The organism is Tepidimicrobium xylanilyticum (assembly GCF_900106765.1).
In the GTDB taxonomy this organism is placed as follows: domain Bacteria; phylum Bacillota; class Clostridia; order Tissierellales; family Tepidimicrobiaceae; genus Tepidimicrobium; species Tepidimicrobium xylanilyticum.
Map to the genome: position 1 here is coordinate 92040 of NZ_FNNG01000006.1, position 13090 is coordinate 105129.

Here is a 13090-nt window from a genome sequence, read left to right on the forward strand (position 1 = left end):
GATTGTAATTTGCAAATGTAGCATTCTTAAACCTTTTAGGTATACCACTTTTATTTAGCAGGGTTTCTATTTTCTTTTGTCTTTCTTTAAGAATTAGCTCCTTTGCTTCTTTCTCATTTTGTTCTATAGATCTCCTTAAAAACTCCAAATAATCCACTTAATCACCACCCATAATCAGACATTGTATTATCTTGGTTTACATTATTTCTTGAAGAGTTTGTAGATAGTCTCATACCTCCGCTTCTTTCCCAATTTTGTAGTATACCCTCAACATATTTTCTGCTACGCTTTCCCTGTCTTTCAGCCTCTAGGAGTGCATTTTTTACCCACTCAAAGCCATACATGTCTAAAGAGCTCATAATCCAATCTGATGTAAAACCATCCACTAAAAAACCAGCATCTTGATAGATTTTTGCAATTAATCTAAATTCCTCGCTAGTCTCAGTAGTAGTACTATTATTTTTAGTATTGTCTTGTATAGTATTGTCTTGTATATTTAATGTATTACCATCTTGATTACTGTATTGCTTTCTATCTTGTTTCCCATCTTGATTACTGTTTTGTTTACTATCTTGCTTACTATTTGGCAGAGTTGTTTTTTCTTGATTACTTTCTTGCACTCTAACTTGATTACTATTTAGCAGACTAAACATTTTATAAGAAGTTGCTTTTGTACCATTTGATTTAAAATCGATAATTCCATATTGTTTTAAAACATTCCTAGCTTTATAAATTCCTGATCTAGAAAGGCCAGTATTCAATTCAAGCGTTAGATTCGGTACAGTAAACCACTCTGCCCAAGAGCATTTATTGTTTATGTGCATTAAGGCATGCCATAAAGCAATTTGCCCTGTGGACAACTGTTTAACTTGTACTAAATCATAAAACGCTTTAATTTCAGCCATATAGTTCATTTCAGTGTCCTCCTATTCCATGGCTAGGAGCATAAAACTCCTAGCCTAAAATGGTTCATTCTCATCAGAATCGTTCCATGGTAAATCTGGATCATTTAATGCTGCTTCCATATCTATTGGACTATCTCCATGATGTTTTTCTAAAGTTGCATCTACTGCCTTCATTAAATTATTGATTGCATTATTTTTCTGGTTTAATAGAATTGATGCTGCCTTCCTTAATGCTTGATCATTCGCTTTTCCTGCAAGCCATTCCACATAATCTGGAGATTCTTTATAAATTTGGCCTAATGTTTTTCCTCTATGTTTACCAAAATTTATTTTCATGTTCTCTGCATCATTTAGGTTCATAGTCTCTATCCTTTCTGATTGATTAAACTCTGCCATATCTTCTAAGTCCTGAGTAAATATATCTGATAAACTTCCTACAGTAAGAGCTGCATCAACCTGAGCCCTTTTCTTTGCCATCTTAAGACATGTATTTCCTAGCATAAACTTGTCCTGCTTATCTGATTCGTATTTCTTTTCTTTACTATTGCAATGTCCTAATCCCTCTGTTATAACTTGATTTCCTCTTTTCAATACACACCTAACTGTATATGCAAAGAATCCTTCGTCATAGTCTTGAATCTTCTCTATGATTTCATACTCGCTACTAAGCCCTAGGAGCATAAGAATCTTTTCCGCTCCAGGCTTTAGTAGGCTTGGCTTACTGGCTCCATAAAACGCTTGGCCATAATCATGTCCTTCTACTAGTGTATTCTGAATCACCCTTTGAAACTGATGGATCTTATCCATTGACTGCTGCACTCTATCTAATTTAATCCCATCAATTATCATTATTGGGCTACTCTCTTGCACTACAATTTGATTGTTATTCATCTACTTCACCTCCACCTTAAATTCAGCTGGTCTTTCAACAATTTCAACACCTTCAACTATTTCTCCAGTATCTTTTAATACTACTGTTCCGTTAATTACCTCTGTAGCTTTCTTTAATTCGCCCCATTTAGCTTGTTTCTTTACTTCTATATATTCCTTCATGCCATTATTCTCTAGCCATAGAGTTAATTTATCATTGTCACGTTTGAATTCAGGAGCTCTAAACTTCTTCACTAACTCTCCACTAGGTAACCTATATTTCAACATAGTCTTGGTCTTCTTCATATCTTTTTTGTCTAGTGTTTCAAAATACTCTAAAAGCTTACTGTCTCTTCGCTCAATTATTACTTCTTCCTCTTTTATTACCTTGTCCAACTTTTCATGATAAAAAGCTATCTTATTCTCTAGTTGAATTCTTAATCTTCTAACCTCAGCTAATTTCTCTTGATGTAATTCAATCCACCAATCAGCCTCTTCATCATTCTTGATTTTCCAAGTTTCTTCTTCGTTTTCCTGAATTCCTAAAGCCTCATCTAAAATATCTATCATCAAGTTTTCCATTTACATATCCCCCTTTAGACTTGCATATTCTAAAGCCAATTCCATCATTCTTTCTCTTACCTTCTCTAATTCTTTCTCTGCTTGTTTCCCTAGTTCTACAGTCCTTTCCAATTCAACAATCTTTTCAGCAGCATATAGCATCTCCTTTTCAATCTCTGACTTAGTTCTATTTACATGGCTTATATAAATTCCAATAGCATCCATTTTGATTCTCCTTTCAATATGATATAATTAAATAAACGATATTTTTATTTTCTACTGGACCTTTTCAGATAGCCGTCTGTGAGGTCCTTTTTTTATATCTACTTATTCTTGCAGATATTCCTGCTTTAGTCATTCCATATATCTGTCCTACCTCTTCAAGCTTCATGCCTTGTTCTAGCATTTTTATCATGTCTTGAGTATCTTCATCTGTTAATCTATATGCAGACTCAGATATAATTGCAAAGGCTTGCTCTGGCGTTGCTATATCTTCTCGAAGTATTGCTACACACATAGCTGCTATGTTATAACGTAAATCTAAAGAGCTTTCGACTTTCAAGTTTTTCACCTCCTTGTATAACCTCTTTGTCTGCATTTTTCATTGTGTTCTGCTATCATTTCTTTCATATCTATAAACTTATTCAATGCAATCTTAAAAATTTCTATAGTATGTTCTGTATCAAGCAACTCATGTACGTTCTTTTTAAGTCTCTCATACTCATAATCTGTAAAATCCTTTTTTGTTCTTTTGTTTGTGATTAGTACAAGTATTTCAGCTAGGACATCATGAGATTCTCTATGCTCCTCCAATAGCTTAAGTGCTATATTGCTTAAGTTATCTAAGTCTATGTTGTCTAATATTTCATAACTGTAGGCCTGTCCTATTGCACAGTTGTATCTGCAATATCTCTGTGTTAAAAATGGTTCCTTGTATATATCTGCTAGTTCTACCACCATTCCAGGTGAAGGATCTCTAACCCCTCTCTCATAGCAACCTAGACTTTCAGTACTAATTTCTATTCCCCTATCTGCTAGTAGTGCAGCTACATCATTTCGACTTAATCTCATATTCTCCCTTGGTGTTTGATAGTCAATTAGATAGCTTGAGTTCATTCAAAATCACCCCTTTTCTTGATATAATCTAATTAAAGATAATCAAGCGGACTTTTTCCTATACTCCTTAAGTTCCTTTTCTGCCTTCTTAATAAACTCCTGCATCTTAGAAGGCATATCCTTGGCTATGCATACAAAGCCTCCTATCCTAATCTGTTTCATCCTTTCCTTTCCCTCCTTTCTCTTTATTTGCCATCTCTGCTTTTCTTATTGCTTGTCCTATCATAGTGAAAAATATTTTCTGTTGTTCTTCAGCTCTTTCACTCCAGGTAACTTCTATTTTTTCAATGGTTGGTATAGGTAATTTAGCTATTATAATCATCTCCCTTCTATTTGTCCCCTTTCATGCCGTATGGTAAAATTTACATGAAAGGGGGTGAACAAATTGGATTTAAATCTTTCTGACATCGATAGAGTTATCGAAATTACATCAAATGGCTACTCAAGTGTCTCAGGGTCTATAGCAACTGATAAAGTTAATAAGTTGTTAAGTAGAGGCTGGAAATTGCTAAAAATTTATACTACTTGCTATGATCACGACATTGCTCCACAACAACAAACCATTCATTATGTTTTAGGTATTACTAAAGAAAACTATGAAAAATTAAATAAGGAAGAGACTGAAAAAATAGAAGATCCTTATCCCGATTATGGTTGGTAATTAGTCTAGTTCTAATCTCCCCATCGAAAAAACTGTCTTGTCAGAGGTAGACACGACTCCTATGAGTATCCAATTTTCATTTATGAGTCTGTTTACCTCTCCAAAATCATTTAAGATTTCCTTCACCTCCTTTACATATGGAAATAATTTTGGTATACCATTCATACATTTTTCCACTCCAGTCACCTCCTCCATATAAAGCCATTAGGCTGTTCGATTACTCTTGGACGTTTCGTCCATTTCCTGACTAAAAAAAAGTTCTTCTATTTCTTTGCCAAAAAAATCTGCGATTCTTTTTGCTAAATTCATAGTTGGATTTCTTGTGCCAGCTTCAATTTTATAATAGTAAGATGATGAAATATTGAATTCATCTGCAATCTCATCTACTGATAACCCTCTATCCAATCTTAGCTTTTTTAGAGTCTTTCTCATATTTTCACCTCCATGTTGGACGAAATGTCCTTTTCTTATCTCTAATTATAATGGACGTTTTGTCCATTGTCAAGCATTATTTTCCCTTTTTGTCCAAAATTATTTTGATTTTGGACGTATTGTGTTAAGATGTAGCAAAGAGGTGGAGTTATGGAATTTAAAGACAGATTATTACAATTAAGAAAAGAGAAAAATATGTCTCGAGAAGAACTGGCTAAAAAACTAAACTTATCTTATTCAGCTATATCAAAGTATGAAACAGGAGCCAGAACTCCTGATGATGATATTAAAAAGAAAATAGCTGAATACTTTAATGTATCTTTGGATTATCTCATGGGTGTTTCAGATATAAGATACCCATATAAAGAAGAAGATGAGAAACTATCTGATTTGGATAAATTCTTATTAGAACTAAAGAAGAAAGCTATAGAGCGTGGCATTGAATTTAATGAAGATTCAGTAGATGACCTATTAGATCTTTATGAATTTATTAAAAGCAGGAATAAAAAAAGCAACTGATACAGATGGATCTAGTTGCTTTTTTCTTTATACTCAATATAACTAATTATTAATTGTTCTTTTTCTTCTTCAGTAAAATTGGCTATTAATTTTTCAATTTGGCTTTTTATGTAGTTTATATCCTCCACCACTATTATATACCCCCTTTAAACAACCAGTGGCGAATGTCGTTTCTTATATTATAGCAAACATATGTTCTGTTTTCAATCTGTATTATAAAATTTCATGATGTTTTATAAATGATATATGATCTTAATAATATTACGATTGGAGGTGTTCAAGTGGATATTTTAGATAAATATTTTAAACTACAAGAAAACATGAGAAACATATCAAAAACTAATTGTACAGATGATGAAATTAAACTATATTTTGAGTCTGGTGAGAAAATCCTCTCTATTCTGGATAAAGTAGTCAAGCAGTTTATTGAAGAATGGGGTGAAACCCCACCAACTATGTACTGCAGAGACGAATTGCCAGATATGTATATGAGATATGGCGAATGGGATAAAGCTAGGAGAGCAATTGACAGATGTTATGAGGTAAATATACTTAATCAACCTCAGAGATACGCACAACATACCTGGATAAATAATTGTGAGGCAGCTGTAAATGAATTAGTAAATCATTTAAAAGAATATCCTGGCACTCTCCAAAAAGACATGTACTCTAGGCTTCATTACGTAGATAAAGAAGCACTAAAATGGGTCCTAAGATTTTATAAACACATTGTAAAAATAAAATATAAGAATACTAATAAATTGTTCTTGCCAGAACAGAATGAATTAATTAATGAAGAGATTAAAAACATTGAAAAAGAAGAGGCTTCCCAAAAATCTTATGACAATATAAACTTACCTGACATACCAAAAAGTATAGATTTTCCTGATTGGTATATTAGTATTTCATTTGGCGAATCTCCTTCGAAGAACTACCCCCAGGCTGTTGCATTAGCTAAATCAGCCCCACAATACATAGAAAATGTAGTAGATAATAAGATTTTACATCAGGCTGTTTTTTCTGATGAACCTAGTGAATATCTACAGTTCATTAAATTATACGAGTTAGTATCAAACTGGAAATCATGTTATGTAATAATTAATGGCGCTATGGTCGACCGCAAAATAGTAGGAAACTTAAATTATTGTTATGGTGATAAATGCAGAAGTGGAAAATCTGACTTCTGTTACGGTGCAAGTGAGTATACTTCAAATCCTTTTGGTTGCCACAGAGCACAAATGCATGCTTATAATGATCCTTGGTACTCTTATGGAATAATGGATACAAAAGGAATATTTCATGTTGACAAGGATGCAATTAAAAAAGAACTTGTTTCTAGACTAGCTCCATATAAATTATGCCCTGCACTTGATATGGATGTAGTTTTAAGTAATGTAGATAAATTGCCTAATACTATAAATCCAAAAGTTGATAAGGATTGGGAATATACTACTATTATTAAAAATGGTATCCCATATGAAGGTGTCCAGCCAACTTTAGAAGCAAGAGGTTTGGCTTATACAATTAATATAAACTTAGATGATATTTTTAATGATAATACTGATAATACTAGTAATTCCTCCGAAAATTTTATAGTAAAAAATATTAACGATAGAAAAAAAGACAAATCTAGTACCATCACCAGTACAAAACCAACTAAAAAAGGTAGAATTCTTAGAGTATTAATTTCGATTTTTATATTTGCTTTTATTGGAAATTTCACAATCGTACATATAGATAATCCAATTATTGGGTTCCCAGCATTGTTTTTTGTAATATACATATCTTTCAAATTGGGATCCTTTATAACTGATAAATTATTTAAAGATAGGCAAACTGACAACTAGGGCCTAGACATAATAGTCTGGGCCCTAGTTTAGCATCATTAGAAAGGAGGATTAATATGCTCACATGAATTTTATAATTTTAGTTTGTAATGTTAGCTATTAGTTCTAAGTTATTTTTAGAGGAGGGTTGCTTATGAAATCTGATTTTATTTATGTTCCAATTGTTAAGTGGAAAAAGGGAGAGCAAGAAGCTTTAAAGGAGCTAGATGATTCTATAAAAGATAAAATAATACCTTTAATAGAAATAACTCCAGATTTTGAAGTAACTAAGTTTGAAGATTCTTTATCTAATTGGGATAATAGATATTTTTACTTCGATGTATTACAAGAAGTTTATGAAGAAAAGGGAGGAGAAATATACTTTGAACTTTTAAACCAATGCGATCCAGAATATGTAATTCCAGTAGTTTTCTTATCAGATGATGAGGAAGCAATAAAGGAAGCTTGGGATTATTCAAGCAACGGAATAGCCATTAGAATTACAAGTGATGATTTGGACGAATTGGAAGAAAATATTAGCAAAATAACAAAATATATAGATATTAATGATGTGGATTTAATAATTGATTTAAAAGATATTAATGAAAACAATTTTAGTGAGAAGAAGATAGTAGCTAGAGCACTATTCCAATCTATACCTGATATTAATCTTTATAGAAGAATAATATTATCAAGTAGTGCATTTCCTCAGTATTTAAGTGGAATCTCTAGGTATAAAATATATCAGTTTAAAAGATATGATTATCAGCTTTGGGAATTTGTTAAAAAACAAAGTGCAAAGCACAATATTAACTTAATATATTCCGACTATTGTATTAGTGCTCCAGGTTACTTTGAATATAAGCCTTATATGAAATTATCACATAACTTAAGATACACTTCGGAAGATTCTTTTATAATTATAAAAGGAGAAACTATAAAGAAAGGTGGCTTAGATTCAGAAAATGTAATACAATCATGTAAAATGCTCATCAATGACGAAAGTTATTCAGGAAAAGATTATTCCTGGGGTGACAACTATATATATACTAGATGTAATGATGATGTGAAAAATTTCGGCAATCTCTCAACCTGGAGAAAGGTTGGCACTAATCATCACATTACAATTGTGATTAATCAGCTCTCCAACCCTTCCTAACTTTTAAAGCTTCTCTTGTATATTCTATTATTTCATTAGGAGGTATAGCCTCCATGGCTATATCTCTTAATTTTCTTCTATTTTTATTAGACAAGCCCTTAATTCCCTTACTTTTTAATAGTTTCAGAATCTCATCTTTCCATAAAAGCTCTATAACAGAACGAGCATCTACTTCATCATTAATAATTGCTGGCCTAATACTTTTAATAAGTACTTTATTAGTATCTTTTAGAGCAACTTGTATTCCCCACCAACTTGGAATTTCATGGATTATATTTTCCTTATATTTTTCACCCACAACTATAGTTATATAATCAAATGTTTTATTGTAAGCATCAATTTGTCTAGAAAGTCTTTCTAAAGTATCCCTATCACTTTTTATTTCATATCCGCATAGTTTACCATTAATCACAGCAATATCTACTCTTGCATCACCATCACATACTGCTAATTCTTCTACTAACCTATAATCATTATTTTGATTTAATTTAGCAATCTCACTAATTAAAGTTACTCTAATATCTTTGTCCTTCAACATATTATCACTCCTGATTTATGTATAAGTATGTCTCTATATATAATATATCATATAATATACTCTATTTAAGAAAATTTTACTATAGTTCAATAACCACAAAATTAGAATCCTTGACTTTTTGCTTGCAAATAAAGTCAGTTATGCTATAATATACAAAAGAACACTTGTTTCGAAGGGGGATGTTTTATGAAACAAAGACAAATGAAATTAATAGATGGAGCTCCTACTGCTGCTATCTATGCAAGAAAGTCTAAAGCTACAGAAAAAGGGGAATCTATTGAAAACCAAATAAACAGATGTATATCTCTCTGTGAATTACGTGGATGGGGATATGTTGTATTCCAAGATTATGATGTATCTGGTGCTACATTAGACAGGCCTGACTTTGAATTGATGATGCAAGAAATACATAAAGGAAAATATCAATATTTGGTATGCTATAAGCTAGATAGAGTATCTAGGTCCGTTAATGACTTTTCTAAACTAATTGAAGAATTGGACAGTCTTGGTGTAAGTTTTATTAGTATCAAAGAAAATTTCGATACATCAACTCCTATGGGCAGAGCCATGATGTACATAACTGCAGTTTTTGCACAGTTAGAACGTGAAACGATAGCTGAAAGAGTTAGAGATAACATGATTGACCGTGCCAAATTAGGCAAGTGGAACGGTGGTCCTGTTCCCTATGGCTTTGATGTAGAAAAAGATACTGTTGAGTATAAAGAGGGGACTAAAAAAGTTTCTAGACTAATTATCAATCAAGAGGAAGCATCCATAGTAAAAGAGTTTTATAAATGGTATCTAGAACCAGGAGGATCCATTAGGAACGTTGTTTCTAAAGCTAATGAATTAGGCTATAAAACTAAAAACGGAGCTCATTGGTCTCATAATCAAGTATCAAGAATCCTACAGAATCCTTTGTATTGCATTGCTGATACTGATAGCTATAACTACTTTAAAAATAATACTAAAGTAAACATTGTTGATGATAAAGAAGATTATAATGGCAAGAATGGCCTAATGTTCTACAACCGAAGAAGACCTCATAAGAAAACTACTAGGGAACGTGATGAAGATGAATGGATCCTTTCTATTGGTGAGCATGAAGGTATAATTCCCGGAGAAACTTTTGTAAGAGTACAATATAAACTTAATAAAAACAAAAATAAAGCTCCAAGAAGTGGTCAAAGTGAAAGATCTCCTTTAATAGGCCTTGTAAGATGTGGTAGATGTGGTGCTGCAATGAGTGTGTTTAGTTCTCCTAAAGATTCCAGCAACAAACAAAAAGGCTATTACCACTACTTTAGATGCATAACACGAGAACAGAAATCTAAAATCCTATGTGATAATAGCAACGTAAGAGCCGATATTTTGGAAGATTTAGTATTGAAGCATATCATAGGTCTAGTTAATAATAAAAAGTCCTTAGAATCGATTCTGGAAGCTACAAATAACGATATAGAAAATAGACGTGTGCCTCTTATAGCAAAAAGAAATAAACTACAATCAGAATTGGACAACCTAGATATAGAGATAAATAATTTAGTAGATGCTCTATCTAAAAATATACTTCCTGAATTGATAATAAAACGTAAGTATAAAGAACTAGAAGCTAGGAAGATTGAATTAAGAAAAGAATTAGAAAAAGTTAACCTGGAGTTAAACAATAACTATAATGAATCCTATGACCTAGAAACAGTGATAAAACATATAGAGAATTTTAAATACACATATGAATGTCTGGACTTGGATGAGAAGAAGAAATTACTAAGAAGCATAGTGAAGGAAATAAGGATTGATAGGAACAAAGTTAAGCTGGTATTGTACTTTTTGCCCGGGAAGGAATTTCATGACTTGGATAGTCAAGCGGATTGCTTACGCATGGACATGGATGTATTAGCAAAAAGCAAAACCATAACTTTAGAATACCCTATATATAATGTAGAAACTCTACCTGAGTCTTCCCTTGGAGAAAGATTATATAAATGTAGAATCTCAAACAATTATACTATAAAGGATTTATCCAAATTATGCAACCTTGCCCCAGAAACAATTTCAAATATTGAAAAATCTCGAACAATACCTAATATTACTACCCTCAATAGAATTAGTCAAGTATTAAACACAACTAATGCTTATTTACTTGGTACTGATAAATGGCCAGAAAATACTCCTGGGCAAATCATTTATAAATATAGAATGATTGCTGGATTGTCACAAAGACAATTGGCTGAAAGATGTAATCTTCACCAAAGCACAATTAAAGATTATGAGTCAGGCAAAATTTCTAATTCAAATACTTTAGAAAAAATTTATAAGGTATTAGGTTATAATAAAAAATAACTATATATAATTAGGAAGAAACTCTATCTTTTGCTACGTCCATTAATCTCTTTGCAATCCAATACAAATCCTCTTTCTTTATAAGAATCACCCCTTTTACAATTGAATATTAGCATATTTGTGAGAAAGTTTCAAAATTTTTTAAAAATACAATTAAATTATAGCAAAAATTAACAACTTCTGGTAGGGATGCTAACCAAAAATAAATCTTTAGATTCATCTTCTTATAAGTTTTTAAAATATAAATTCTTCAAAAAACAAAAAAAGCCAGGAAGTTAATCCTGGCCATAATTTTTAATATTATTTCTTCTTTTCTGCCTTTGGATCAGCTATATTCTCATAAGCTCCCATAGCAGCTATAGCTACGATAATTGAATTAATAATAGTAAGTACTATTCCTTCTATACCTGTCCCTGATTTAGCAAATATAAAAGTCAGTATTAGTGCTATGATAAAAGTATAAATTCTTACTGCTGCATCACCAAATCTATTCTTTATTAATGATTTTGTAAATTGAACAATTATAGATACTGCTGCAACAAGACCAGCAAAAGTAGCAAGAGTCTCCATAGTAATAAAATCGTTATACATAGTTAACCCTCCTTATATTCAATAATTACAGTTTTACTCTTATCATCCCAACTAATCCGGTATCCTAGCTTTTCTAAAAATCGTACTGGTATATAATTCGTTTTATCTTTATAAATGCCTTTTATTTCTATCAATTTGCCATGTAAAGATATTTTGATCTTGTCTAGCTCTTTCTCTTCTGCTTCACTTACTTTTATGCTTTCTAGCTCTTTCATCATTTTCACTATGTCAGTGCCATAGCTTTGACTTGGAGCCCATTTACCTCCCAGTTCTTCTACTGTCTTAGCTGTGCCTTTTAAATAAGAGAAATGCCTAGGATCTGGTGTATCTGCCTTTGGATATCCTGGAGCTCCTGCATATAATGCTAGATGATCTACTTGTGCCTGAATTCCTTCTTCCCAATTCTTAAACCTTTTATGTGCATTTGGGTCTTTATCTCCACCTCCTGCGGACACTTTCATTCCACATGGATTGTTAAAAGAAATGTCTAAAACTCCACCAAATTTCATATATCCTGTCTCTTTAGCACTTTGACAATAAGCTACTACTGGATTTACTCCCGCTTTTACTGAAATATCATAAAATAAAGGTGCTAAATCAATAAATTTCTGATTTGCCCTCTTGCTTTCCGCCCATTTTTTCATCTGCTCTATAGTTGCTGTTGGCTTTGAAAGTATCGGTAGTCCTGATCTTGAATTTGATGTACCCTCAACATACTTTATATTTAAATAATCTAATATCCCCCTTGCCACTGCCAAAGCCAAATCATCTTGCCTATTTCTTAATATACCAGCATCCTGAGGATTAGTTATAAAAGCTAACTCAACTAAAGCTGCTGGCATATTGGTTAGTCTTAAGACTGCAAAATTTGCAGTCTTTATTCCTCTGTCCTTTGTATATACACCACTTGCAATTATGCTGTCCTGAATTGCTTTTGCTAAGTCCCTACCTGACATACTTCCTGGGTAGCTGTAGGTTTCAACTCCTTGGGCTGATGAATCGCCAAAAGCATTACAATGAATTGATGCAAACACATCTGCACCAAAATTATTGGCCATTGTTGCCCTATCCTGTAACTCTACAAAGACATCTGTTGTTCTGGAATAACCTACATTAATACCATGGCTTTTTAAAATATCTCCTATTTTAAGTGCAACGGATAAATTAATGTCTTTTTCTCTTAAACCGTTACCCAAGGCACCTGGATCCTTCCCACCATGACCGGCGTCTAGAAAGACTTTCATGTTTTTCACCTCCTCTTCAATTCATCTTTGATATAGCTGACGTCTTTCTGAATTGTCTCCACTACACCAAACTTTTTAGATAGTTCTTTTATGATTGTTTGATTTTCGTATATTGTCTCTTGATATTTTTCTTCTCTCTCTATGTATTTCTTTTCCCGATTCTTGCTATCATAGAGTACATAAATAAATAGAAATACATAGAGAGCTGCCCAGATTCCATTGCTTGTTGCTAGGTCCATTAATGTTTTCTCCATCCCACACCTCCAAAGCAAAATAAAAGAACCTGCTTTAAGCAAGTTCTTTAAAAAATTCTTCCCTTAAATTT

18 protein-coding genes are annotated in these 13090 nt (G+C 32.3%); 5 read left to right on the top strand and 13 right to left on the bottom strand.

Going from position 1 to position 13090, the window contains the following annotated elements; genetic code table 11:
- Window positions 1–161: 161 nt before the first annotated feature.
- The 7 genes from BLV68_RS07995 to BLV68_RS15445 form a co-directional block, all read right to left on the bottom strand.
- Window positions 162–914, bottom strand: coding sequence for a DnaD domain protein (locus BLV68_RS07995; RefSeq protein WP_093752629.1), 753 nt, complete (start codon window positions 912–914; stop codon window positions 162–164).
- A gap of 45 nt (window positions 915–959) precedes the next feature.
- Window positions 960–1796: an exodeoxyribonuclease X C-terminal domain-containing protein gene (locus tag BLV68_RS08000; protein ID WP_093752631.1), complete on the bottom strand. Its 837-nt coding sequence runs from the start codon at window positions 1794–1796 to the stop codon at window positions 960–962.
- Window positions 1797–2357 (bottom strand): host-nuclease inhibitor Gam family protein, encoded by a 561-nt coding sequence (locus BLV68_RS08005; RefSeq protein WP_093752633.1) that lies wholly within the window; start codon window positions 2355–2357, stop codon window positions 1797–1799.
- On the bottom strand, window positions 2358–2561 hold the full coding sequence (locus tag BLV68_RS08010) for a hypothetical protein (protein WP_093752635.1): 204 nt from the start codon (window positions 2559–2561) through the stop codon (window positions 2358–2360).
- A gap of 64 nt (window positions 2562–2625) precedes the next feature.
- Window positions 2626–2898 carry a hypothetical protein gene (locus tag BLV68_RS08015; RefSeq protein ID WP_093752637.1) on the bottom strand — a complete coding sequence of 91 codons (273 nt, stop codon included), beginning with the start codon at window positions 2896–2898 and terminating at the stop codon, window positions 2626–2628.
- Between the two features lie 5 nt (window positions 2899–2903).
- Window positions 2904–3452 (bottom strand): helix-turn-helix domain-containing protein, encoded by a 549-nt coding sequence (locus tag BLV68_RS08020; protein WP_093752639.1) that lies wholly within the window; start codon window positions 3450–3452, stop codon window positions 2904–2906.
- A gap of 148 nt (window positions 3453–3600) precedes the next feature.
- Complete coding sequence (locus BLV68_RS15445; protein ID WP_159428649.1) at window positions 3601–3774, bottom strand: hypothetical protein; 174 nt, start codon at window positions 3772–3774, stop codon at window positions 3601–3603.
- 63 nt (window positions 3775–3837) lie between these two features.
- On the opposite strand from BLV68_RS15445, the gene BLV68_RS08025 reads away from it, so the two are divergent.
- Entirely contained in the window at window positions 3838–4113 is a 276-nt protein-coding gene (locus BLV68_RS08025; RefSeq protein WP_093752641.1) for a hypothetical protein, read from the top strand.
- Here the strand turns inward: BLV68_RS08025 and BLV68_RS15450 are convergent, their stop codons facing one another.
- Window positions 4114–4290, bottom strand: coding sequence for a hypothetical protein (locus tag BLV68_RS15450; protein ID WP_159428650.1), 177 nt, complete (start codon window positions 4288–4290; stop codon window positions 4114–4116).
- Window positions 4291–4317: 27 nt separating this feature from the next.
- Window positions 4318–4545: a helix-turn-helix transcriptional regulator gene (locus BLV68_RS08030; RefSeq protein ID WP_093752643.1), complete on the bottom strand. Its 228-nt coding sequence runs from the start codon at window positions 4543–4545 to the stop codon at window positions 4318–4320.
- 150 nt (window positions 4546–4695) lie between these two features.
- Between BLV68_RS08030 and BLV68_RS08035 the strand changes: the two genes are divergently transcribed.
- The 3 genes from BLV68_RS08035 to BLV68_RS08045 all read left to right on the top strand — a co-directional run bounded on the left by BLV68_RS08035 (window position 4696) and on the right by BLV68_RS08045 (window position 8049).
- The gene (locus tag BLV68_RS08035) at window positions 4696–5064 is read left to right on the top strand and encodes a helix-turn-helix domain-containing protein (protein ID WP_093752645.1); all 369 of its coding nucleotides are present in this window, start codon (window positions 4696–4698) and stop codon (window positions 5062–5064) included.
- 281 nt (window positions 5065–5345) lie between these two features.
- Complete coding sequence (locus tag BLV68_RS08040) at window positions 5346–6911, top strand: hypothetical protein (RefSeq protein WP_093752647.1); 1566 nt, start codon at window positions 5346–5348, stop codon at window positions 6909–6911.
- Between the two features lie 133 nt (window positions 6912–7044).
- Window positions 7045–8049, top strand: coding sequence for a beta family protein (locus BLV68_RS08045; RefSeq protein ID WP_093752649.1), 1005 nt, complete (start codon window positions 7045–7047; stop codon window positions 8047–8049).
- On the opposite strand, the gene BLV68_RS08050 is transcribed toward BLV68_RS08045, so the two are convergent.
- Window positions 8024–8587 (bottom strand): sce7726 family protein, encoded by a 564-nt coding sequence (locus tag BLV68_RS08050; protein WP_093752651.1) that lies wholly within the window; start codon window positions 8585–8587, stop codon window positions 8024–8026. The genes BLV68_RS08045 and BLV68_RS08050 overlap by 26 nt on opposite strands.
- 186 nt (window positions 8588–8773) lie before the next feature.
- Here BLV68_RS08050 and BLV68_RS08055 point away from each other — a divergent pair, with 186 nt between their 5' ends.
- A complete protein-coding gene (locus BLV68_RS08055) occupies window positions 8774–10930 on the top strand; it encodes a recombinase family protein (RefSeq protein ID WP_093752653.1) in 2157 nt (718 codons plus the stop codon).
- Between the two features lie 300 nt (window positions 10931–11230).
- On the opposite strand, the gene BLV68_RS08060 is transcribed toward BLV68_RS08055, so the two are convergent.
- From BLV68_RS08060 to BLV68_RS08070, 3 genes are read right to left on the bottom strand one after another with little or no spacing between them, the layout of a single operon-like run.
- Window positions 11231–11521, bottom strand: a complete 291-nt coding sequence (locus BLV68_RS08060; RefSeq protein WP_093752655.1) for a hypothetical protein — start codon at window positions 11519–11521, stop codon at window positions 11231–11233.
- A gap of 2 nt (window positions 11522–11523) precedes the next feature.
- On the bottom strand, window positions 11524–12765 hold the full coding sequence (locus BLV68_RS08065; RefSeq protein ID WP_093752657.1) for an N-acetylmuramoyl-L-alanine amidase: 1242 nt from the start codon (window positions 12763–12765) through the stop codon (window positions 11524–11526).
- 5 nt (window positions 12766–12770) lie between these two features.
- Window positions 12771–13019, bottom strand: coding sequence for a BhlA/UviB family holin-like peptide (locus BLV68_RS08070; protein WP_093755204.1), 249 nt, complete (start codon window positions 13017–13019; stop codon window positions 12771–12773).
- Between the last annotated feature and the right edge of the window lie 71 nt (window positions 13020–13090).